The organism is Pantoea sp. SJZ147 (assembly GCF_007828605.1).
Classification (GTDB): domain Bacteria; phylum Pseudomonadota; class Gammaproteobacteria; order Enterobacterales; family Enterobacteriaceae; genus Pantoea; species Pantoea allii.
The window spans coordinates 51,428-73,874 of the sequence record NZ_VIVB01000008.1 but is presented as its reverse complement, the minus strand read 5'-3'; the positions used below and the strand labels follow the sequence as shown (position 1 = coordinate 73,874).

The window sequence follows — 22,447 nt, the reverse complement described above, 5'->3', positions numbered from 1 at the left end:
CATGCAATCAACCCTGAACGCCACACTGCCCGCCATCGATGCGCCTGAAGTTGCAAAACAGGCGGCTGTAGAAAAACAGGAATACCGTGATGCGATGGCGTGCCTCGGTTCCGCTGTCAATATCATCACCACTGACGGCCCTGGCGGACGGGCAGGGTTCACTGCCTCCGCCGTGTGCAGCGTAACCGATGCGCCGCCGACATTGCTGGTCTGCCTGAATCGCTCTGCGTCGGTGCATCAGGCGTTTACCCAAAATCAGGTGTTATGTGTAAACACACTGGCCGATTGTCATGAGTCGCTGTCCGGTTTATTTGGGGGGAAAACGCCGATGGAGCAGCGCTTTGCCGCCGCCGAATGGACAGGTCTTGCCACCGGTTCACCGATCCTCACCAACGCGCTGGTGTCGTTTGACTGCACCATTACGCAGATCACCCGCGTCGGCACCCACGATATTTTGTTTTGTGAAGTCGTTGCACTCCAACGCAACGATGACTGCCACGGACTGGCGTATTTCGATCGACGCTATCATCCGCTGATGCGTCAGACAGCCTGTTAACTCAGTCCTCCCTCAACACAGTAAGGGTCGTGCATGGCAAATACCTGGTTTCCGCAATGGCGTAAAAGAGAAGGCAATCTGGATGGTGCGGTGATCGCGCCGGATGAACGGCTGCCGTTGGGCGCAACGGTGATCATGGGGCTGCAACATACGGTGGCGATGTTTGGTGCCACCGTATTAATGCCATTGCTGATGGGGTTTGACGCCAATATGGCGATCCTGATGTCGGGCATCGGCACGCTACTGTTTTTTCTGGTGGTTGGCGGGCGCGTACCCAGTTACCTCGGTTCCAGTGCGGCGTTTGTCGGGCTGGTGATTGCGGTAACCGGCTACAGCGGTCACGGCGCGAATCCAAATATCGGCGTAGCGCTGGGCGGCATTATTGCCTGTGGCCTGATTTATACGTTGATCGGTTTTGTAGTCATGGCGGTCGGCACGCGCTGGATTGAACGCCTGATGCCGCCAGTTGTAACCGGGGCAGTGGTGATGGCGATTGGTCTGAACCTCGCGCCCATTGCGATTAACAGCGTATCGGCTTCATCGTTTGACAGTTGGATGGCGGTGATGACCGTGCTGTGTATCGGATCGGTGGCGGTATTTACCCGTGGTCTGGTGCAGCGGCTGTTGCTGCTGCTGGGTCTGGTGGCGGCGTACCTGATTTATATGGCGATTACCAACGGCCTTGGGCTGGGTACACCGGTGAATTTCAGCGCAGTAGCACAGGCACCCTGGTTTGGCGTACCCACTATTACCACACCGGTATTCAGCACTCACGCGATGCTGATGATTGCCCCGGTGGCGGTAATCCTTGTAGCGGAAAACCTTGGCCATATAAAAGCCGTGGCGGGAATGACGGGTAAAAACCTTGATCCTTATATGGGCCGCGCGTTTATCGGTGACGGCCTGGCGACCTTACTTTCGGCTTCTGCGGGCGGCACCGGTGTGACAACTTACGCTGAAAACATCGGCGTAATGGCCGTTACCAAAATTTACTCCACGCTGATTTTTGTCACCGCAGCGATCATCGCCATTGTCCTGGGCTTCTCACCCAAATTTGGCGCGCTGATCCACACCATTCCCGGCCCGGTGCTCGGCGGCGCGTCGATTGTGGTGTTCGGATTAATCGCCGTGGCGGGCGCGCGCATCTGGGTACAAAACCACGTCGATCTGGGGCTGAACGGCAATCTTATTATGGTGGCGGTCACGCTGGTACTTGGCGCGGGTAACTTTACCCTGACGCTTGGCGGCTTCAGCATGGGCGGTATCGGCACCGCGACTTTTGGCGCGATTTTGCTTAATGCGTTTTTGAGCCGGAGCAAAATGGCAAGCGCACAGCCGGAGAAAAAGACTGAGGCGGTGGTGAAGGAGTAAGCCTCTAATGGAGAGTTAAGAAGAGCGGGCAGGGAGTGTTTCTGAATGAAGAGCCGGGTGTTTTCGTCACGTCTAAAGCGTGGTGGGAAATGCCCGGTTTTTGCTTTTAGTAGTAGGGGGCAGTTTGGATATCGAAAATTATTGTACGTTAAGTGACCTGCCAACCTTCAGTTAATAATGTCGGTTGGTTTTTCTTGATGTTTCCCGTTTCGCCAGCCTGCTGCAAATTCAGACGGCGTCTGGTAATTCAGCGATGAATGAGGTCTGGACTCGTTATAGTCCTGCCGCCAGTCATTGATCATTTTCCGGGCATGAAGAACATCACTGAAACAGTGCTCATTCAGGCATTCATCCCGAAAGCGACCGTTGAAACTCTCAATAAATCCGTTCTGAGTTGGCTTGCCCGGCTTGATTAAGCGCAACTCAACACTATGTTCAAAGGCCCATTGATCCAGCGCGCGGCAGGTAAATTCCGGACCCTGATCGGTTCTTATCGTCGCAGGATATCCACGAAACAGCGCAATGCTGTCCAGAATACGCGCGACCTGAACACCCGAAATCCCGAAAGCGGCGGTGATCGTCAGACACTCCTTCGTGAAATCATCCACACAGTTCGGGCACTTAATCCGGCGGCCGCTGGCAAGTGTATCCATGACAAAATCCATCGACCATGTCAGGTTCGGCGCATCCGGGCGAAGAAGCGGAAGCCGTTCAGTCGCCAGACCCTTACGGCGCGGCCTGCGTTTTACACCCAGACCGTTAAGGTGACAGATGCGGTAAACCCACTTGTGGTTGACGTGAAGATCCTCCCGACGCAATAACTGCCGGATGCGCCGGTAACCAAACCGGCGACGTTCAAGTGCCAGCTCTGTGATACGCAGAGACAGTTGCGCGTCAGTTGCCGGACGCTGAGCCGAATAACGGCAGGTTGAAAGTGACAGACCGGCCAGCCTGCAGGCACGGCGTTGCGACAGACCCGCTGTCTCACACATGACTTCCACGGCTTCCCGCTCCTGGTCTGTCGTCAGAACTTTCGGCCCAGAGCCACCTGAAGCGCCTCCTTATCCAGCATGGCTTCAGCGAGCAGCTTCTTAAGACGAGCGTTCTCCTCTTCAAGTGACTTGAGCCGCTTCACTTCGGGGACTTCCATGCCACCGAACTTCTTACGCCAGGTGTAAAAGGTGGCGTCTGAAATGGCATGCCTGCGGCAGAGTTCCCGGGCCGAAACCCCGGCTTCTGCCTCGCGGAGAATACTGATGATCTGTTCGTCGGAAAATCGCTTCTTCATGGGGATATCCTCATGTGGCTTATGAAGACATTACTAATATCGCGGTGTGTTAATCAACGGGGAGCAGGTCAGACGGATAAGGTTCAGTCTTTCGTAACCTGCTAACGCCAATCAATTGCATCTTTTATTTGCGGCATGCCATGTGGGATGCTTTTGAGTTTATCAATGGGGGAGCAGGTCACGTTCCATTGCTCTGAGTGGCGTCGCGTCATCGCCTCGATAAACATTTCCGCTGCAGCATCCGGATCGCCCTCAAAACTCACCATGCAGTTGCGCCCGCGTGCCGTCCGATCCGCAGAAAGTTATCACAAGCAGCGCAAGGGCCATGGGCAGAGAAAATGCTGCGCCGGCGGCGTTCACTGTTTCTGGCAATGATGTATGGGTCTGCTGGGATGGTCATGCAGGTGGCCTCTGAGTAAATCTGAAGGCCAGGGTAAAAGGTTTGCGATTTAAAACGAAAGCACATTATTCTGACGCAAACTCGACTGTTAATGTTCCACAATCCAGCATACCGAACTGCTTTTTATCAGGGAATTTTTCATCATAGAACGGTATCAGCCAGAGTTTACCTGGACCTTTAATTTCGTTATCAATGAACCTTATGCCACTTTGACTGGCGACTTCAGAAGCATCTCCCCAGTTTTTCCAGCCATTGGGCTGCTTTAGTCGTGCGCTTAGTACTGCTTCTTTTGCCTGGTCATGAGTATAGTTTTTACACTCTTCAATATTTGAAACGCTGTAATACTGTTCGCCAGTTTTGAGATAAACCAGCGTACCGACTCCGCCCAAGGCTAATAAAACGCCACAAGCTAATACCAAAGCGATTCCTGTAACTGCTCTTCCTGCCATAACAACCTCGCCTTAGAGTATTCATTAGCTTTCATTATATATAAATAGCAATCATTATCAATTGCAGTCAATAATTCTGGTGTAAGTTTATGTATTTCAAGGGTAATAAAGTTTAAGAATATTAAAGCCCCGTAAGAATGTTTTTAAAGCAGTTAAATAAACTAAATAATACTGTATAAAAAACCATATGTTTCTGGCTGACACTAAGCCTGGGTTGTTATCCTCTTAACCGCATTAATATCATGATAAACATAGGGAGATACATATGAGTGAAGGCACTATGGTTGTAACAGCACCTCCGGTCAGCTTCGGGAATTCAGCGCCAACTGGTTTTGGGAGTTACAACCCAGGCGGAGCAACGGGGGTGCCGCCTGGTCAAGCACAAGCAATGCTCATGCAGCAAATCTTTGCAGGCCAGACTTTCAACAGTTCTGAGGGGGTTGAATTAGTTAATAAAAACAACCTGAATGATCTATTAGCCTGGATCAAGAACTGTGTGTATCTCGATAATTGTGTTTCTTCAAACAATAGTCGTGGTATTACAGATATGATTGAACATCGAGACTCGTTTAAAAACTGGCAGCTTAATAGCATGAGCGATCAGTTAAGCGGTGGCCCTTATAGTGTTGTTTCTGCCTTGGCTAATTTCTTTTGGGGTAACGGTCGTCCAATGAATGTTGATATAAACAAAATTGGCCTACAACTCGCACCGCAGAAGATTGCCGGATTTAATGACCAGTTAATGGCTATGAGCGCGCCAGGAAGTTACAACTTCAGCCTAAAGTTTGCTTATGACACTGGTATCGACAGTCTGGTTTCTAATTACTATCTCGGAAATGTCACACTTCAGATGGAAGGTACGTTAAATCGTGATGCATCTGGTCAATGGACGTTCAACGGTGTTGTCCGTGGTTATCAGGATAACTATGACTTTAACGCTTCCACACACCGCACTAAAACTAACGAAGATATGACAACGATTGGTAATTTTCTCGGCCAGCATTTCCAAGGTGTAAATTACCCGATCAACATTAATGGTCAGCTAAATGATGTCTCTTTCTCAGGACAATAAAAAATAGCGTCATAAAGGAACTACAACTAATAACCTTGAAAATCAACTTATGAGGTTAGTTAGCTGCGCGTAATAAATAGCATCAATTTTTAAGGAGAAAATTATGAGTGAAGGTACTTTGGTAGTAACCGCCCCTGTGGGAACCGGCGATGCAGGAGCTAGTGGAACATATGGCGCATACAACCCTGGTGGTGCGACTGGGGTTAATCCTGCCCAGGCTCAGGCAATGCTAGCTCAGAGTATTTGGAATGGTGGTGGTTTTGACGGCACTTGCGACATTATTGAAAGAGCATCAAATGAAAATAATCAAGAAGTAGTGCTCAACAATTTTCGTCAAAGCATCTTTTTCGATCAATGCATAGTCACTGATAATACAGCCGGTGTTATGAACTGGCTTTCATCAGTGGAAGTCAGAAGAAGTTTTCAGATTAGCGATATGGGCGATCAGCTTAGTGGCAGCTTGTAGAGTCCATTTTCAGCTATGGCTAATTTCCTCTGGGGAAATGGTCGCCCTATGAATGTCGATATTAACAAGATCGGCCTGAATCTTCAGCCTGCAGGTATTAATGGCTTTCAGGACAAATTAGCCAGCATGAGTGCTCCGGGTGTGTATAACTTTACCCATCAATTTGCGTATAATACGGGAAATGACAGCGTGGCGGCTAACCTGTATTTAGGGAATATTACGCTTAAAATTGAAGGCACGTTTAACCGCGCAGCGGATGGAACCTGGACGCTTAGTGCTAATGCAAGGGGATTCCAGGACACTTATGATTTTAACGCCAGTACTCACCGGACAAAAGCAGCGGAACAGCTCACCACTGCAGGGCGCTTTCTGCAATCGCTAACTGGTGGAAGTATGCCGTTCCCTATTAATATTAACGGCGACTTACCTGTAACAATGTCCGGTCGTTAACCTTACGTTGAATTAAAGTTAAGCCTGTCCCGTGCAGGCTTTTTTTATGCGAAAGGTAATACTTTGCTCTGGTTGGTTTGTGAGGTATCAAAAAAAACCGCAGAGTGCGGGCAATCAGAATTATTGAGCGTTAAGCGAAGCTTTCCCGCCAAAAGGTGTCTCCACACTTACGCAATACCACTGCCTGTTGTAGTTCTCCCGCGCTCTGCGCCAGCTAAGGCTGTTGAGGTGTGCCAGCAGCGCCGTTATCAGCAATGCGAGGATTGCGCCGGCAATTGCCAATCCCAGTACTATCCCTGACTTTAGCCTCAATCCACGCCCAAACCTGTTCCAGACTTCTTGCACAGCGATACAGAGAGAAACCTGAAAAAACATGCACCAGCGACAGGGGCCTTTTTGTAATGCAAAAAGGTTACGAAATTTAACATCAGGCTGGATCTAAGATTTTTCTGAGGGTGTGATTTTCGGACGATCGTGTGGCGCGATCGTAACGATCCTTTTCGCCGGGCTATGGCGGTCTGCAGGAGAGGAGGGTACAAGCCTCCGTGACAGAACATGCGCGGCCGCGGGGCCCTCCGAAAATCCGGATGGGACGTATCCGTAAAACGTCCAGAGTCAGAGTCCGGCGAGTCCGGATTCTGAATGCAAAACCCCCTGATTCTGTCTTCAACTTTGTCGGGCTGGATTCAGAAATCAGGGGGTCAAAAGCAGGCGCTGTCCTGTGATGGATTAAATCGCATGCATTTCATAAGATAACCCCTGTCCGCCATAAGTCCGGGACAGGGTGGATGACAAGACACCCATCGGGAATTTGTGCCCGACTCCGCGCGCAGGAGAGCGCCCACGTGGCGACCAATCTGCTGTCAGCAAATGCTCCGTAACAGTATTCACGCCCCCGACGGCCGTCATCCGACCACGGTTTTGCCGGCAAATAATGAACAAGGCCAAGAGTCTGTCGTCCGGATATCGCTTCGCAGTGACTTTATTCTGGGCTAAAGCGCAGGGTGAGTTCAAAAGGATGACCCGGAAGCTACCGGCACCATGTGCCCAGTTCACCCTGGCGGGCATCAGCTGGCGCCTTCATGCCGTTTATGCGGCATTTAAGATGCTGACTTCATTACCTCAAGCCAGTCTTTAATTTGGATGGCATTTTAGCCAAAGCTTCCGCTTTGTGCCAAGAGTGGAGATAGCTAACACCTGTCTGTATTGTTCAACGGGGAATAAGTCAATCAGCCCAGAGAGAGTGAAGCGAACAATGTAAACTAGTAATAACAGTTGTTAGTACGTGTCATCAAAGCCAGTTTTTTTTAGACTACTTCGCAATGAATGAAAATAATTTCGACTGATAATACTAAACTTTAAAGTTTTCATATACATCCAGCGTCTGGTTCTTGGAATCTTAGAATGAAGCAATCGTCGAATGGAACTTATCGAAAAATATATGAACCAGAAGATGCAAATGACAATTCCCAAGACAAAACCTATTGGCATCAAAACGCATTGCAAAATATCTTTTAAAAACTGGAATAAAGAAAAGGAGCGCTCATAAGTATGGTGTTTCAGTAACGCATCGGAAATAACATTGGTGCCAATTGCTCCTGATATGAAGGGAAACATGTAGGCGAACACTAGGTGGTAGCGCTCAAACCGTAATAGTACGTCCAGAGATACTTTACCACTCGCTTCCAGTTTCCTGCAGAGCTCTAGCATATCGAGAAAAGTAATGTGTCCAAAGACGCCGACACCAATAAAACAAAATCCAAGAAAAATTACGACCGGGCGTGTCAGATTAATGCTGAACAGAAAATTGAACAGACAGAATAAGAGCATTGCTATACATGCATAAAGAGCAAGCAATATATGTGGGGAGAATATGAAATCGGCATTCATAATTATATTCCTACCAGTGACTAGATAGTCTATTTGATTAATACATAGTAGTTCTGAGAGAAAAAGTTGAACTTTAGACCACCATATCTTATTGTAAGCAATCAAAAACTAATAGCTTAACGGTTGGCTTCAAGTTTCAGCATACTTTCTTGACTTCCAGATTTACGTACCCCTAACTATCGCACAGATTTAAACAATAAAGCCACGACCATCAAAGGATAGCGTTCAGCCACTACGGTCAGCGCCATAATCACCTGCTCATCCCGTCGCGTATCCGGCTGATAACGAAATACCGTCCTGCTCAGCGAAAGAGTCCTGCATGCCTGACGTAAGCTCATGGCAAACTCCGTGGTCAGATAGCTGACCAGCTCACGCTTTGTCGCTGCTTTTAAAGCTTTATTTCAATAACGTCTTTCAGTATTCGAGACTCAGGTTCGCGAACATCTGTTTAAGGCGACGGTTTTCATCCTCTAGCTCTTTCATCTTTTTGATACAGAGGCTTCCATACCGCCAAACTTCGCTTTCAAGTTGTAATAGCTTGCTTCGGAAATACCTGCTCCGCGACAGACATCTTTGACGGTGCATCCGGCTTCGACGGACTTGAGAACGGCGATGCTCTGGTGTTCGGTAAATCGTGCTTTACGCATGGAGATCTCATCCGGGGACATAATCAGTATGCCGGAAGATCTCTAAATGCGAATGGTCCAGTTTGCCGGAATGTTTACAATTTGATTAGGTGCTTGTGCTCATAATTTAACATAAATAGCATTTCCCGCCCTGCCTTAACGAGCAGTGCACCTGCATCACGAGCAGGGACGCTAGCCACCTGATGAATCATTACCGCCTGTTTCTGGTCATCCGACAGTCTGACAAGCTGAATACGTGTTTCAGGTTGAGTGCGATCAGCTGCACCTTGAAATCCGTCCATAAATCAAAAAAACGAGCCTTGCCAGTGTGTGTCCAAAGTGTATACTTTTAACTCACACTCTGGAGGTGCGCATGAAATACAGAACTAACGTAACCATCGATAAAGAAGCCTATGAGGTTTTTTCATCTGCTGGCTTAAATCTCTCTGGAATGGTTAACGAACTTGTCATCAATGAGGCCCGCAGAATCCGAGCGGAACGCTGGAAAGAAGAAAACCGTGAAAGCATGAAAGCTTTCTCTGACTTTGTGGGAGAAGAGGGCTCGCTTTCTGATATGTACAGGAACTGGTAACGATGCAATTTGACGTTTACCCGCACATAAACGGAATAAAATACCCCTATCTTGTTGAAGTACAGAGCTATCTAATAGAAACACCAGGCCGTTTAATGGTTGTACCACTTGCACGTCCGAGCGAGTTCAAGGGGACAGGTGAACTCTATCCTCAAGTGCTTGTTAATGGCATCAAATACCGGGTTGTGACAACCGACGTGTCATCAGTCCCGATGAAAGCGTTAGGGGATAAAGTCGGTGATGTCAGACAGTATGAAGAGATAATCAAAAACGCGATTTTCAGGCTCTTTTGGGGGTTCTGACACGTTTTCTCAACGCGCCGATGGACGGCGAAAAAAACCTGCCATTGTTATAAGTGCCTGAAAATGTCATGTCGACGCGTCCACACAGCGCATTACGTCTCATTGAATTTAGAATTCGCTGGAGCTTTTTATCTGCCGCAAACAATTGCTCGCGGCAGAGAGTCGGAAACCCAGCAACGCTATTCGGTAATAAACCAGAAAGCAGAGATTACGTAATCAGGCTGCGATCGTTCCAGAGTCGAAATCCACCTTCGAACGCCAGAGTGTTGTCGCCTTTGCGGCACTTTGGCGGAAGTGAAGCGAGTTTATCCACATTGCCGCCACCCAGCACCACGTAGTCAGGCTCCAGGGCTTTGGTCAGCATCTCCACGACATCGAAAACCCGCTCCTGCCATTTTTTGTTTCCCTTATCTTTCCGATAGGCTTCGCTCACATAGTGTTCGTAGCTGTTGCCTTTGCGGTAGGGTAGATGACCAATCTCCATGGGTTGAGCGACATTCTCGACGATCATGGCAGCACCCAGTCCGGTGCCGAGACCGAGGAACAGCATTCGTCCTCCCTGATAGGAGCCGAGCGCCTGCATCAGGGCGTCATTGACGATACGGACAGGGCAGCCAAATGCGTCCGCATAGTTAAACCCCACCCAGCCCTGACCCAGGTTGGCGGGCTCACTGAGCGGTTTATCGTGCGCCACTGGACCGGGAAAACCCATCGCGATCACATCGTAAGTCATGCCTTCAGCCATGGCCTTGACCGCCGCAACCATGTCAGCTGCAGACATGGTCTTTCCGCTTTCTGCCTTCTTTTCCTCACCGCCAGCGCTGGAGAGGATCTTCACATGACTTCCGCCGATGTCGATGGACAGAACGATAGGCTCTTTCTTTTTTAAAGTATGCTTTGTCATTTATATTTATCCATCAGCTCAAACGGGGTCAAACCAGCCGCCGGGGGGCGCAAAGTCCGCCATCGCAGCGGGTCCCCAGGACCCTGGCTTGTAGGCAGCGGGAACGGTTTTCTCATCCAGTATCGGCTCGACGATTTTCCAGGCCAGTTCCGCTGCATCTTGCCTGGTGAAAAGCTGCCTGTCGCCAGCCATGGCATCTCCGATCAGCCGCTCATAAGGCAGCATATCGCCAATACCATCGTCAAGCGCCGTTAGCTCGACGGCCTCACCTCGCATCTTTTCGCCGGCAGCCTTGCGTCGCGCGCCAATGCCGATCGTAATATCCGGGCCGAGACGAAAGCGGATATAGTTGGCGGGTTCGTTGGTAATGTCATCGAAAAGGGTAACCGGCGGTCGCCTGAAGCGCACGACCACTTCCGTCGCATGTGCAGGCAAATTTTTGCCGGCACGGATATAAAAGGGAACGCCACTCCAGCGCCATGTTGCAATGTGGAAGCGAACTGCAGCGAAGGTCTCCGTCGGAGAGAAAGAGGCGACACCTGGTTCATCGGTATAGCCTTCAAACTGACCACGAACCACGTCAGCGTCTGACAGGGGCGGCATGGCCTTTAGCACCTGTACCTTCTCATCAACCAGATCGTCGGACGCGCCGGACGCGGGAGGTTCCATGGCAAGCAACAGCAGCACATTGACCAGATGGTTCTGGATCACGTCGCGAATGCAGCCAACTTCGTCATAGAATTTGCCGCGGCCCTTGATGCCGAAGTCCTCTGCCATGGTGATCTGAACGCTTTCGACATGATCGCGATTCCATATTGGTTCAAGGAAGCTGTTGGCAAAGCGAAAGTAGAGGAGGTTCTGGATGGCTTCCTTACCCAGAAAGTGGTCAATGCGGAAAATCGCGTCCTCATCGAAAACCTTATGAAGCACGTTGTTCAGTTGTTTTGCCGACGCGAGATCGCGTCCGAACGGCTTTTCCACCATCAGGCGGGCACCTTTCGCGATTCCTGCCTCTTCCAGACTGTTGGCGACAGTTTCGAAAAGGGAGGGCGGAATGGCAAGGTAATAGAGCGGGTTATGATGGCCTGCCAGCGCATCCCGCAGCCCGTCGAATGTTGACTGAGTACGATAATCGCCGGAAACGTAGGACAGTCTGTCCGCCAGCTCGGCAAAGACCGTCTGATCAATGACATCGACATGCTTTTCAACCGCATCTCTTGCCCGCGCGATCAACTGATCACGCGTCCAGTCCTCAAATGCCACACCGATGATCGGCGTCTTGAGCGCGCCATGCTTCACCATTGCGTAGAGCGAAGGAAAGATCATCTTGTGGGCAAGGTCGCCGGTGACACCAAACACCACCAGCACGTCTGAACGCTGCTGCGCCATTGCTGTGCTCCTCTACGTTACTTGATTTTTTCCAAATGGCCGCCGAAGGCATGCCGCATGGCTGAGAGAACTTTTTCGGCAAACTGTGCTTCGCCACGAGAAGAGAAGCGCCCGAAGAGGGCCGATGCAAGAACCGGAGCAGGGACGCCCGTTTCCACCGCCGCCTGCAATGTCCAGCGGCCCTCGCCGGAATCAGAAACACGGCCATCATAATTGTCGAGATGCGGGTCCTGTTTCAATGCCTCGGCTGTGAGATCCAGCAGCCAGGAGCCAATGACCGAGCCATGTCTCCATACCTCTGTAACAGCGGGAAGATCGACATCGAAACGATAATATTGCGGGTGGGAAAGGGGTGCAGTTTCCGCATCAGCCTCTCGCTCGACGGTCCCGGCATTAGCGGCTTTCAATATGTTCAGGCCTTCGGCATAGGCAGCCATCACACCATATTCAATGCCATTGTGTACCATCTTGACGAAGTGTCCGGCGCCTGCCGGTCCGCAATGAAGATAGCCTCTTGGAGCCGTGCCCACGGCCGGGTCTTCCGCGATGCTCTGACCTGCACCGGGCGCAAGTGATGCAAAAATCGGGTCCAGGCGTTTTACGGCCGCCTGCGGGCCCCCAATCATAAGGGAATAGCCACGCTCCAGGCCCCAAACGCCACCCGATGTGCCGACGTCGATATAGTCGATGCCAAGAGATGAAAATTCCTCGGACAGGTCGATAGCCTCACGGTAAAAGGAGTTGCCGCCATCAATGATGGCGTCGCCCCTGGTAAGCGTTGATGCGAAGTCCCGCGCAATCTTCGGTGTGATCGCGGCAGGAAGCATAAGCCAGACCGCGCGCGGCGTCTCCAGCTTAGCAATAAGATCCGCTGGCGATGACGCGCCGGTTGCTCCCTCTTTGATGAGTGCTTCAACGTTATCAGCGTTCACGTCGAAGACGACGCAATCATGGCCCTGTTTAAGAAGGCGGCGTACCATATTGGCGCCCATGCGCCCGAGACCTACCATTCCAATCTGCATATCATTTTCCATTGTCGATGCGTGTTTGATCTTCCTGTTCATTCACGACGTGAACGGTAAAGTCGGTGTGTTCCCAGTGTCCGACGTCAGGCCAGTAGAAGGTGAAGACAACGCAGGTTCCTGCGTCTTCATGCTGCAAAGGCAGGTCGACGTAATAGGTTTCCAGCCCGGAAGAGACTGCTGGCGTGTCAGAGACGGTAGCCCAGCCATCCGTGCTCCAGTGCACCAGGGCGTTCGCTTCCGTTTCCAGCCTCAGTTGCTTCCCGACAGGAAGCGAGGCCAGGCGGTTGTTAAAGCGCCATATGCGCAAATGCGATGCAGTCTTATTCCTGATATAGCGCTCGACGCCTTGCGGTGGCATATCGAAGACCGCGCCATCGTGGAGCGATCGCAGGAGTTTGATATGTTCGGAATGCGCCCAGACAAGGGGCATGGCGCTCCCGGAAGGCCGCCCAAAAAACAGTTCCTTTTCGGGAATATCGGGGCCGTCCCATATCTGTTCCGGTAACAGCCCGCCCGGGCCTGCCGATTTTTCCAGCGTGGATAATAGCGCCTCAGCCACATCATGCCTGCCCGCTGCCAGCTCGTAATGCGCACGTTCGCCCGCCAGCAAAGGCCAGGGACGTCCCTGGCCGATACCATCGAACGGCGCGCCGTCTTCATGCTCGCCATAGCCGTCGCCGGTGTACCGATACCATAGTGGACCCTGAGGTAGCTCGACACGAAGACTGTGGTCGATTGCCTTTATCGTATCGACGATGTGCGGGTCGTCAGCGGCGCGCAGTCCAAAACGCACTAACGCCAAAGCATCCGGGCTCAGTACATCGGTGGTCGACAGAAGCGCCCGATCCGGCGTCTGGTTGCGGATCTCGGTATTGCCGGATGCACTGGCCTCATCCGTTACGCCCGGCGGAGCAATGCGGACATAGTGACCGGAAATGCCGATCGAGCCGCAGAAATTTGGCTCTCCCGCAAAGGTCCATTTTTCAATCTGTTCATTCCAGCAGTCCGCAGTTTCTCGCAGGTGATTTGCCGCCGCCTCGTCTCCATCGACAGAAATCAGGTCTGCGGCAGCAAGAAGGGCGCTAACCTCTACCGCCAGGGTAAAGGGGCTGTAGCCCGAGTCTTCCTCCCAGCGGTCCTCGCTGGTCGTCGGGCCGTTGGTCAGAATGTAGCTGGCCGCGCTGCGCAGCATTGGCATAAAATGTTTCTGCGCTTTCTTGTCGAGATGACCGAGTCGACGCAACATATCGGTAAGCAGAATGGGGAAGGCGCACTCATCCATCTGGATACCGGGCCAGTAAGGTTTTCCATCGAGCCACAGGTTCTGTGGCCAGCGCCCGGAGGGCTCTTGAACGTGCCGGAGATATTCGAGGATAGCGAGTGCTGCGTCGGGGTCGCCAGCGGCCAGGAAACCCCCTGCCGTTTCAACCAGGTCGCGCGGCCAGACCAGATGATAGCCGCCAAGATCGTCATCACCCTTCGAAAATCCCCAGGGTATTGTCAGGCTTGCGACAACGGCGCCGGGGGAATCGGCGTCTCTGTGCGAGGCCAGAACTGCTGTTGAAACCCGGTATGTATTTACGCCGTCCCGCTCTTTCTGGTCGAGTGGCATGAGCTTGTCCTGCCACGCTTGCCAGTTGCCGATATAGTGATTCTGCGCGGTGTCAAAGCCCGCTTTCAGACTGGCGGTTGCCGCCGCTGCGGCCTCGAATTCCGTCTGGCCGAAACCAACAGCCAGCGTGGCTTCACGGCAGTTGCTTGTGAACACCAGTTCCCCAGCAAGCGCGACATTGCCATCATCCGCGCGCTGATATTGGTTAGCGAGGCGTCCGTGTTTTTTCAGCTGTTGCCAGCCGTCTGAAGTACCGACAAAACCCGCGCTCACTGCTGTCCAGGGTAGATCGCAGACGAGCGCCAGGTAGCAAGAGCGACCCGTGGCAAAAAGCACGGGCTTGTCTTCAAATTCGCCGATCCATGCAGCGTTCATTTGTCCCGCATTCACCAGATGGGGTGCAAGCAGTGCGGTGACCTTGTAATCCTCGATATCACCCTTCAGAGCGGTGAAACGGACGCGTTGCAGCACGCAGGTACGAGCCGGATCTGTAATGATGTCCTTTTCAAGCCTGTAACGTCCGTCACGGGACGTGTTGCTGATTGAAAAGGCCGGAATGCCTGGCGAGCAGGTATTGATTTCGGTCGAGCAATCGCGGTTTTCTTCGGAAAAATAACCTTCCGGCCCCGTGATGACGAAAACGAAATCACGGGTGCAGGCGCTGTCGACGCGCGGATAATAGATTTCGTTGAGAACACCATGGCTTAAGGAGAACCAGACAGGGGAATCTGTTGAAAGGGCCGTGCCGATTCCGCTCTTGGCACTTGATGTCCAGCGGGGTGCGATACCCGGCGCTCCCGGGGCGGAATCAACTTTAGCGCTTATTTGCTGGTCGCCCTGTCTCATGCACTTTTGCAACGGCAGGGCGTCGCTGTCAGAATCTGCCATTTTTAGGCTACCTTGGCTGTATGCGTAGAAAAATCTCAACCACGAGATTGCGGATAAAATCCTGTCTTCTCGCGGGCAAGACTGAAATATTTCTATACCAAAGCAAATTGCTTCAACGTAATTTTTTGCGATTTTAATATCAGAGACAATATTGTTATAGCTGGTGTAGCTTTTTGGGTCAACCACCTGAAAAGTTTCAATACAATTGAAAGTGTAAAAACAAAAAAACATCTTAGTCATTAAGGATAAATAATCAATTAAGTATTAACTAAGCCTTTCGCACTTAAGCCAGCAGCAGGGAGAAATCAATTTTTATTTTATCTTATTGACTAATAGATGGTTACTGCAGGGGCTATACGGACACACTGACATTGTTCTGACATGACGGAACCTCTACGCCAGGATGCTTAAATGTGGTTTTTTGCACAAAAATACCCTCAGTCTCCCGGGTATGTATTTCGCTTGAAGTTTATGATGAGCAGATGATCGGTTCCACACCAGATGTAAATTTCAGTTGCGCATTTTTACACTCTGAATTCACACAGGTTTTGTTTTTATCAGCGTTAGCTGAACCAGCGATGCCCGCGACATAATTTTGCGCCTGAGCCACCATCCTTTCAGCAGTAGCAGGCACCCGATGCAAAATGACGCCTGTTCATTTCAAGATTATTTAGTCGGGACCGTCTGAAGCCATAATCGGGGACGCACTGAATTCAGAACAGGAGAAACATTGTCGATTAATTATAAGGGCAGGATGAGTAATACACGGATGAATAGCTTCTTGATCATTTTATATATCCTGATGCGACTATTATTGAGTCAGATAATTTTTGAGTCATCTTCGGTGAGGCGTTTAAATTATTTAAGGGTTTTATCTTTCTCTTAAGGCATTCCCTTCAAAACATAAAAATAGAGGTCGTTAAATACCATTAAAAAGAAAATCTATCACCGCTTTAATCACTGTCTGATAAGGCGATGCGTCACAGAACAGTGCGCCTGACGCATGAGCGGGGATACTCGCCATCTCGTGGGTCATAACCGCATATTCACGCTCATCTGGCACTCTCACAAGCGGGATAAGTCTTTCCGGTCGGGTGCGAGCTGGATACTTTCAACGGGCAGAAGAGGGATAGCAATCCTGCGATTTCACTGGCCAATGAAGTCGCGGATTTTATCACGCAGCAAGAAATAGAGAGTACGTTTGCCGATATTGCGGTAGACAGTGAACTAAATTATTAAAACGCCTGTAATCATCACTGAAGCAACTATTTTCATCGTGAAAACAATTTAATGCATCAAGCGCTTCCGTGTTTTCTTCCTGGCACTTGCGTGCTTTATATTGACGCAGTTCGGCGTCAAGCGCGGCAGTCAGCGCGGCACTAAGGTTGATTCCGGCCTCACGTGCACGGCCAAGTAAGTTACGTACGTTCTACTGTCATCGTGACAATTTGTGGGACTCGCTGTTTTCCAGACATAATTAGCTCGCGTCTGACTCCGTCCAAAATACACGGCTTACTTAAGCGTAATATTAACGCGGCTGACAACGCTATGTGAATTCTACGAAACCCGCAGGGGATTTATGGGCCAGTTTTCGATCGGTGCAGAACAGGCTTTAGAAAGAAAAGGTACGCAGGTGAGGAGCCAGGGATGCCGGGGAGCCATCTGAGTGCGTAACTAAATATCTTATTTAACATAAGATAGATTATGCGCACCTATATGGTAATAGCTAAATTCAGATGTTCGCCTCTGGTTATAATGAGATGTCCGCATTATCGTCCTTTTTCCAGGGTTTCACAGCTGAGGACGCAACTGATGACGGCTTAGGATTCGGAGTGCTTTACAATGAACGACGTTCCCCGTCTTAAAGTGGTTCATGACTTTGCCACCTTTTCTCATGGAACTCTGCTTAAGCACCCGCGCCCGCTGACGGATGTTGGTCAGCAGGCGCAGGATATTTAGACCTTTGCGATAGTTCGTCGCCAGGGATAGTCAGATGTACATCAGATCCCCGCCAGTTAAATATTATCCTCAATAATCACCGCTACGCACTGTCCTGCGCGTACTGCGCTGCCCGGTTGCACATTAACCTGCTGGATCACGCCGTCGCAGGGTGCCAGAAGCGGAATCTCCATCTTCATCGATTCCAGCACAACCAGAACATCGCCCGCGCGCACCCGGCTACCCACAGTGGTTTGCACTTGCCATAAATTGCCGGAAACAGGGCTTTCCACCCCCTGTTCACCCGGCTGTAGCGGCGCATCGCCGACTTCATCAGCCACAATCTCCTGACTGTCAAAATGGGCCTGGCCGCTGGCGATCCAACGGTCGCGTTCAGCATTAAACGCCTGCCGCTGATGGTCGCGAAACGCAGTGATGCTCTGTGCTTCGCGTGCGAGGAACTGCTGATATTCTGCTAACCGTAGCGTGCTGTGTTCAATACGCAGCGGATAGCGGCCAAGTGGAAAATCACGACGAATATGCAGAAGTTCCTCTGCCGATACGGGATAAAAGCGTAGCTGATCGAAAAAACGCAACAGCCAGGGTTGACCGGCAAAATCAGCGACGTTGTGATATCGATTCCACATCTGAAGCGTGCGGCCCACAAACTGGTAGCCGCCAGGCCCTTCCATGCCGTAAACGCACAGATAGGCACCGCCAATGCCAACCGAGTTCTCGGCCGTCCAGGTGCGCGCCGGATTGTATTTGGTAGTGACCAGACGATGGCGCGGATCAAGCGGCGTCGCGACTGGCGCACCGAGATACACATCACCCAGCCCCATCACCAGGTAGCTGGCTTCAAACACCGTATTCCATACTGCTTCTTCATCAGGCAGATCGTTAATCCGGCGGATAAACTCAAGGTTACTCGGGCACCACGGCGCGTCATGGCGTACGGTGGTCATATATTTATCTATTGCTTTCCGGCAGGCCGGATCATCCCAGGAAAGCGGCAAATGCACCACGCGCGTGGGTACCTGCAGGTCATCGCTAACGCATACTGCCGCCCATTCATCGCGCACCCAGGTCAGCAGCGAGGCCAGCGTCAGGGTTTCAGGCTGAAAATGGATTTGCAGTGAACGAATCCCTGGCGTGATATCAATTACGCCCTTTCGGGATGGCGCTTCCAGTGCCTGCATCAAGGCGTGAATACGAAAACGCAGCACCAGATCCAGCTCCGGCTCGCCTGCCTCAAGGAGCAAATGGGTGTCGCCGGAAAGGCGCGCTACCAGGCGTTTATCTCCCTCGCCGCAGGTCATGATGATCGGTGACGTCAAGGGGGCCGGTTGCCAGGCGATTTTCTGCACCTCGAGTGTCGCTAACTCGTTGCGTCGTCCTTCAGCCAGTCGGCGGGCGGTAGCTAAATCCACGGCCACAAAACGCACTTTATCGCCGGCTTTAAGTTGCCCTAACTGCCAGAGGTCGGCTTCTATCACTGTCACCGGGCAGACAAAACCGCCCAGGCTGGGGCCATCCGGCCCGAGAATCACCGGCATATCGCCTGTAAAATCTACGGCACCGACGGCGTAAGGATTATCGTGAATATTTGACGGATGCAACCCCGCTTCTCCCCCGCTGTCGCGCGCCCAGATCGGCTTTGGTCCGATCAGGCGCACACCGGTACGGCTGGAGTTAAAATGCACTTCCCAGTCTGTCGCAAAGAAAGTCGCAATATATTCTGGCTCGAAGAACTCCGGCGCGCTATGCGGGCCATAAATCACCCGCAGCGTACGCACCTGCGGGAGTGCCGTACGCAGCGCGATGGGCAGCGTTGCGCTGGTCTGGCTGGCAGCTCGCGGAGCCAGATGCAACACATCGCCGCCGCGCAGCGCCCGTCCGGCGTGACCGCCAAACTGACCAAGCGTAAACGTGCTTTTACTGCCCAAATAATCCGGCACCTGAATGCCGCCGCTCAGACAGAGATAGCTTCTGACGCCCGCGTGGCTAATCGCGCCCAGCTTCAGCGTTGCGCCAGCCGGAATGCTAAAAACACAGTCCATCGGCACAGCAACATCCTCTAGCGTGGCAGCCAGGGGCGCACCGCATATCACCGCCTGAACGTCGGTATTAAATTTCAAATTTGGCCCCATAAGGGTGATTTCTAACGCGGCTTCCCCTTCGGCATTGCCCAAAAGCCGATTGCCGAAACGCAGGGCGCGGTCATCCATCGGTCCCGACGGCGGCACGCCCACCGCCCAGTATCCCAGCCGCCCAGGATAGTCCTGAACGCTGGTTTGGGTTCCGGCACTCAGTACCTCAACCGTGGCGGCTCGATAACACAATTGCTCAAGACAGCGGGTCCAGGGTTCGCCTGTGACAAAGGGAGCGAACGCCAAAATTTGCATCAGGTACAAGCGATTAGTTTCTACGCCGTATAACCGGGTCTCCGCCAGCGCCTGCGTCAGCGTGGCGATAGCCTCATCGCGGCTGGGACGCCAGGCGATGGTTTTTGCCAGCATTGGATCAAAAAACGGCGGGACTTCGCATCCCGCTTCGACCCAGCGGTCAATACGTAGTGTTTCACCATCGGCAGGCGGGAAGACGACTTCGGTTAACAGGCCGGGCGAAGGCTGGAACTGTCGGCCGGGATCTTCCGCATAAATTCTTGCCTGGATAGCATGCCCCTGTGGTTTTAGCCCGGCAAATAAGTCATCCAGTGGGGGCAAATCGCCCGCCGCCAGTTCAATCATCCATCGCACCAGATCAACGCCCCAGACCTGCTCCGTTACGCCATGCTCCACCTGAAGGCGCGTATTTACTTCAAGAAAATAAAACTGCTGCGCCACGCTGTCATAGACAAACTCAACCGTTCCAGCGCTGCGATAGTTTACGGCTTTGCCCAGCGAAATGGCCGCCGCGCAGAGCGCCTGCGCCATGCCTTCAGGGAGATTGGGTGCCGGCGTCTCTTCAATCACTTTCTGATTACGCCGCTGCACCGAACAGTCACGTACGCCTAAGGCGATAACCTCCCCCTGCCCATCGCCAAAGATCTGCACCTCAAGATGACGGGCGCGCTCAATGTATTTCTCAAGAAACACGCCGGCATCGCTGAAGTTGTTTTGCCCCAGCCGCTGGACCGTTTCAAACGCCTCCGCGAGTTCCTGCACATCCCGGCAGACGCGCATACCAATTCCGCCGCCTCCGGCGGTACTTTTGAGCATCACCGGATAGCCTACCGCCTCTGCTGCGCGGCTGGCGTCGTCGATATCTGCCAGCAGTTCACTCCCTTCCAGCAGCGGCACACCTTCTGCTTTGGCCAGGGCTCGGGCGGTGTGTTTCAGGCCAAAGGTACGCAGCTGCTGTGGCGTTGGCCCGACAAAAATCAGCCCTGCTTTTTCACAGGCTTCGGCGAATGCGGCGTTTTCTGAGAGAAAACCGTAGCCAGGGTGAATCGCGTTGGCCCCGCTTTGCTGCGCCGCGGCGATGATTTTTTCAGCCACCAGATAGGTTTGCATTGCCGGGCCGTCACCGAGGCTTAAAGCTTCATCCGCATCGCGGATATGCAGACTGCTCAGGTCTGCTTCAGAGTACACGGCGACGCCCTTCACCTGCATGGCGCGCAGGGTACGCAAGATGCGGCAGGCGATCGCGCCGCGATTGGCAATCAGTAAGCTATCAAACATAAGCGGAACTCTCAGGGAAGCGGGCCGTCCCGCAACATTCGATGTTCCCCTGGGGCCGTCCCCGGGGCCAACCGGCACGTAAGATGGGTGCGACGGTGTACGTGTTCAGGTGGTCGGTGCTAACAGCGAAGAGCCGGAAGGCCAGACATCGCTGTTACTGCCGTTGGCTCAGTTCCATACCAGCACCTCTGCAGGCGTAGGGTTCCAGCCATTGCAGGGGTTGTTCAACTGCGGACAATTGGAGATCAGCACCACAGCGTTACACTCGGCAAACAACTCAACGTATTTTCCTGCGGCCGATATACCGTCCTCAAAGGTCAGGCTGCCTTCCGGCGTCACGGGGACATTCATAAAAAAGTTGATATTGGCACCGATATCGCGCTTATGCAGGCGGCCATCGTGTAGGCAGGCGCAGAGAAAATTATCCCGGCAACTGTGCATATAGCGTTTGTCGTGGGCATAGCGCACGGTATTACTCTCCTGCGCGCAGGCACCACCAAGAGTATCGTGGCGTCCACAGGTATCGGCAACGATGGTCAGCAGCGGATTGCCGAGATTTGAATAGAGGACGCTGCCCGCCGTCAGGTAAGCGTTACCTTGACGACGCAGCGTGCGCTGCGGATCGTAGCGTTCGCGTGGGTTATCAGCATTGTAAAACAGCGTATCGATCGCCTGATTGCCTTCGAGGTCGAGCAGGCGCAGCGTTTGCCCTTTCTTTACCTCAAATAGCCAGGGTTCTCCCGCCGGGATCACATGGCGATAAACGGCATCTTCAGGACGACGGTTACTGTTGATAAGGGTCATCACAGCCTCCTTACAGGGAAAAGAGTTGGGTATTGAGGAACGCGCGCTGATTTTCATCGCGTGTGAATAGCGCTTCCGTCACTGCCTGCACATCGTCAGCCTGATACCAGCTCAGTTGGATCGGGCGCGGATCGTATTCAGCGGCGGGGTCCTGAGGATGTGGCAGCGCAGTCAGTACTATCAGCGCATCCATAGGTGAAAACAGCTCGACGTAATCCCCCGCGCGACTATTGTCCCGGTGAAACGTGAAGCGGCCGTCTTTATCAACGCTCACTTTGCTAAAGAAGTTGATAACCATCAGCAAATCTTCAAGGCCCAGATCCCATTTGCCCATCTCCACCAGGAGATTATCGACACCGTTACGGTAGAAGCCGTTACGCAGTTCCTGGTAGCGGCCCGTACCGTACTTATTACGCGTTTCCTCTGCATTGAGTACCCCGCCGAACGGGTCGTGCCAGCCGCAACTATCCGCGACAATACCGGCCAACACACGGCCCATATCGGAATAGAAGCAATGCCCGGCTGTCAGGCGAGCGGTATGTTGGCCCTTAAGCGTATCCGGCAGATTCAGGCGTTCACTTTTTTCGTGAGGATTAAGCATCATCATGCTGACGTTAGCCCCGCCGTCGATATCAGTCAGGCGCAGAATTTGCCCCTTGCGCAAAATGAACGAGGTATGCGCCCCGCCGTGAAGCCGCTCTTCGCGCAGGCTGGGTGAGGAGTGAAAAAGTGCGGTCATCAA

At 52.2% G+C, this 22,447-nt stretch carries 17 protein-coding genes and 3 pseudogenes; 7 read left to right on the top strand and 13 right to left on the bottom strand.

From position 1 onward, the window contains the following. Position 1: 1 nt before the first annotated feature. On the top strand, positions 2–556 hold the full coding sequence (rutF, locus tag FBY13_RS12935) for an NADH-dependent FMN reductase RutF (protein ID WP_096011580.1): 555 nt from the start codon (positions 2–4) through the stop codon (positions 554–556). A 33-nt stretch (positions 557–589) separates the two neighbouring features. Continuing rightward, the gene (gene rutG, locus FBY13_RS12930) at positions 590–1,927 is read left to right on the top strand and encodes a pyrimidine utilization transport protein G (RefSeq protein WP_145394352.1); all 1,338 of its coding nucleotides are present in this window, start codon (positions 590–592) and stop codon (positions 1,925–1,927) included. 167 nt (positions 1,928–2,094) lie between these two features. Here the strand turns inward: rutG and FBY13_RS12925 are convergent. The 3 genes from FBY13_RS12925 to FBY13_RS12920 form a co-directional block, all read right to left on the bottom strand. Further along, a protein-coding gene (locus tag FBY13_RS12925) for an IS3 family transposase (protein ID WP_145394351.1) occupies positions 2,095–3,215 on the bottom strand; the annotation gives its coding sequence in 2 pieces (ribosomal slippage) (positions 2,095–2,957 and positions 2,957–3,215; 1,122 coding nt in all). Between the two features lie 101 nt (positions 3,216–3,316). After that, entirely contained in the window at positions 3,317–3,481 is a 165-nt protein-coding gene (locus tag FBY13_RS23450; RefSeq protein WP_186440816.1) for a hypothetical protein, read from the bottom strand. Between the two features lie 199 nt (positions 3,482–3,680). Next, positions 3,681–4,064 carry a hypothetical protein gene (locus FBY13_RS12920; RefSeq protein WP_145394350.1) on the bottom strand — a complete coding sequence of 128 codons (384 nt, stop codon included), beginning with the start codon at positions 4,062–4,064 and terminating at the stop codon, positions 3,681–3,683. A 265-nt stretch (positions 4,065–4,329) separates the two neighbouring features. Between FBY13_RS12920 and FBY13_RS12915 the strand changes: the two genes are divergently transcribed. The 3 genes from FBY13_RS12915 (at position 4,330) to FBY13_RS12905 (ending at position 6,052) form a co-directional block, all read left to right on the top strand. After that, positions 4,330–5,136: a lipid II-degrading bacteriocin gene (locus FBY13_RS12915; protein WP_145394349.1), complete on the top strand. Its 807-nt coding sequence runs from the start codon at positions 4,330–4,332 to the stop codon at positions 5,134–5,136. 103 nt (positions 5,137–5,239) lie between these two features. Next, the gene (locus FBY13_RS12910) at positions 5,240–5,602 is read left to right on the top strand and encodes a hypothetical protein (protein ID WP_145394348.1); all 363 of its coding nucleotides are present in this window, start codon (positions 5,240–5,242) and stop codon (positions 5,600–5,602) included. Between the two features lie 15 nt (positions 5,603–5,617). Continuing rightward, positions 5,618–6,052, top strand: coding sequence for a lipid II-degrading bacteriocin (locus FBY13_RS12905; protein WP_145394347.1), 435 nt, complete (start codon positions 5,618–5,620; stop codon positions 6,050–6,052). 2,069 nt (positions 6,053–8,121) lie between these two features. On the opposite strand, the pseudogene FBY13_RS12895 reads toward FBY13_RS12905, so the two are convergent. Further along, positions 8,122–8,589 (bottom strand): annotated as a pseudogene (locus FBY13_RS12895) (transposase); the annotation flags it as partial. A gap of 352 nt (positions 8,590–8,941) precedes the next feature. On the opposite strand from FBY13_RS12895, the gene FBY13_RS12890 reads away from it, so the two are divergent. Together FBY13_RS12890 and FBY13_RS12885 are read left to right on the top strand one after the other, a co-directional pair. Continuing rightward, a complete protein-coding gene (locus FBY13_RS12890; RefSeq protein WP_063877079.1) occupies positions 8,942–9,160 on the top strand; it encodes a type II toxin-antitoxin system CcdA family antitoxin in 219 nt (72 codons plus the stop codon). Between the two features lie 2 nt (positions 9,161–9,162). Next, positions 9,163–9,462: a CcdB family protein gene (locus FBY13_RS12885; protein ID WP_063877078.1), complete on the top strand. Its 300-nt coding sequence runs from the start codon at positions 9,163–9,165 to the stop codon at positions 9,460–9,462. A 208-nt stretch (positions 9,463–9,670) separates the two neighbouring features. Here FBY13_RS12885 and FBY13_RS12880 read toward each other — a convergent pair whose 3' ends face one another. The 9 genes and pseudogenes from FBY13_RS12880 to FBY13_RS12840 form a co-directional block, all read right to left on the bottom strand. Continuing rightward, positions 9,671–10,366: an ROK family protein gene (locus FBY13_RS12880; RefSeq protein ID WP_145394346.1), complete on the bottom strand. Its 696-nt coding sequence runs from the start codon at positions 10,364–10,366 to the stop codon at positions 9,671–9,673. Positions 10,367–10,384: 18 nt separating this feature from the next. Continuing rightward, on the bottom strand, positions 10,385–11,755 hold the full coding sequence (gene zwf, locus FBY13_RS12875) for a glucose-6-phosphate dehydrogenase (protein ID WP_145394345.1): 1,371 nt from the start codon (positions 11,753–11,755) through the stop codon (positions 10,385–10,387). 17 nt (positions 11,756–11,772) lie between these two features. Next, positions 11,773–12,777 carry a phosphogluconate dehydrogenase (NAD(+)-dependent, decarboxylating) gene (gnd, locus tag FBY13_RS12870; protein ID WP_145394344.1) on the bottom strand — a complete coding sequence of 335 codons (1,005 nt, stop codon included), beginning with the start codon at positions 12,775–12,777 and terminating at the stop codon, positions 11,773–11,775. A 1-nt stretch (position 12,778) separates the two neighbouring features. Next, positions 12,779–15,520 (bottom strand): glucan 1,4-alpha-glucosidase, encoded by a 2,742-nt coding sequence (locus FBY13_RS12865; protein WP_255474490.1) that lies wholly within the window; start codon positions 15,518–15,520, stop codon positions 12,779–12,781. 679 nt (positions 15,521–16,199) lie between these two features. Next, positions 16,200–16,489: pseudogene (locus tag FBY13_RS12860) on the bottom strand (CcdB family protein). Positions 16,490–16,517: 28 nt separating this feature from the next. Next, a pseudogene (locus FBY13_RS12855) lies at positions 16,518–16,755 on the bottom strand (type II toxin-antitoxin system CcdA family antitoxin); the annotation flags it as partial. A gap of 540 nt (positions 16,756–17,295) precedes the next feature. Continuing rightward, the gene (uca, locus tag FBY13_RS12850; RefSeq protein ID WP_145394343.1) at positions 17,296–20,901 is read right to left on the bottom strand and encodes an urea carboxylase; all 3,606 of its coding nucleotides are present in this window, start codon (positions 20,899–20,901) and stop codon (positions 17,296–17,298) included. Positions 20,902–21,069: 168 nt separating this feature from the next. Beyond that, entirely contained in the window at positions 21,070–21,705 is a 636-nt protein-coding gene (locus FBY13_RS12845) for an urea amidolyase associated protein UAAP2 (protein ID WP_096011567.1), read from the bottom strand. Positions 21,706–21,715: 10 nt separating this feature from the next. Then, positions 21,716–22,444 carry an urea amidolyase associated protein UAAP1 gene (locus FBY13_RS12840; RefSeq protein ID WP_145394342.1) on the bottom strand — a complete coding sequence of 243 codons (729 nt, stop codon included), beginning with the start codon at positions 22,442–22,444 and terminating at the stop codon, positions 21,716–21,718. Positions 22,445–22,447: the final 3 nt, after the last annotated feature.

Bases quoted from the DNA above. Each gene is read 5' to 3' on its own strand.
- FBY13_RS23450 (WP_186440816.1), bottom strand. From the start codon at position 3,481: ATGGTGAGTTTTGAGGGCGATCCGGATGCTGCAGCGGAAATGTTTATC.
- FBY13_RS12885 (WP_063877078.1), top strand. From the start codon at position 9,163: ATGCAATTTGACGTTTACCCGCACATAAACGGAATAAAATACCCCTAT.
- FBY13_RS12905 (WP_145394347.1), top strand. From the start codon at position 5,618: ATGGCTAATTTCCTCTGGGGAAATGGTCGCCCTATGAATGTCGATATT.
- FBY13_RS12880 (WP_145394346.1), bottom strand. From the start codon at position 10,366: ATGACAAAGCATACTTTAAAAAAGAAAGAGCCTATCGTTCTGTCCATC.
- FBY13_RS12910 (WP_145394348.1), top strand. From the start codon at position 5,240: ATGAGTGAAGGTACTTTGGTAGTAACCGCCCCTGTGGGAACCGGCGAT.
- uca (WP_145394343.1), bottom strand. From the start codon at position 20,901: ATGTTTGATAGCTTACTGATTGCCAATCGCGGCGCGATCGCCTGCCGC.
- rutF (WP_096011580.1), top strand. From the start codon at position 2: ATGCAATCAACCCTGAACGCCACACTGCCCGCCATCGATGCGCCTGAA.
- rutG (WP_145394352.1), top strand. From the start codon at position 590: ATGGCAAATACCTGGTTTCCGCAATGGCGTAAAAGAGAAGGCAATCTG.
- FBY13_RS12915 (WP_145394349.1), top strand. From the start codon at position 4,330: ATGAGTGAAGGCACTATGGTTGTAACAGCACCTCCGGTCAGCTTCGGG.
- FBY13_RS12865 (WP_255474490.1), bottom strand. From the start codon at position 15,520: ATGACTAAGATGTTTTTTTGTTTTTACACTTTCAATTGTATTGAAACT.
- FBY13_RS12840 (WP_145394342.1), bottom strand. From the start codon at position 22,444: ATGACCGCACTTTTTCACTCCTCACCCAGCCTGCGCGAAGAGCGGCTT.
- zwf (WP_145394345.1), bottom strand. From the start codon at position 11,755: ATGGCGCAGCAGCGTTCAGACGTGCTGGTGGTGTTTGGTGTCACCGGC.
- FBY13_RS12845 (WP_096011567.1), bottom strand. From the start codon at position 21,705: ATGACCCTTATCAACAGTAACCGTCGTCCTGAAGATGCCGTTTATCGC.
- FBY13_RS12920 (WP_145394350.1), bottom strand. From the start codon at position 4,064: ATGGCAGGAAGAGCAGTTACAGGAATCGCTTTGGTATTAGCTTGTGGC.
- gnd (WP_145394344.1), bottom strand. From the start codon at position 12,777: ATGCAGATTGGAATGGTAGGTCTCGGGCGCATGGGCGCCAATATGGTA.
- FBY13_RS12890 (WP_063877079.1), top strand. From the start codon at position 8,942: ATGAAATACAGAACTAACGTAACCATCGATAAAGAAGCCTATGAGGTT.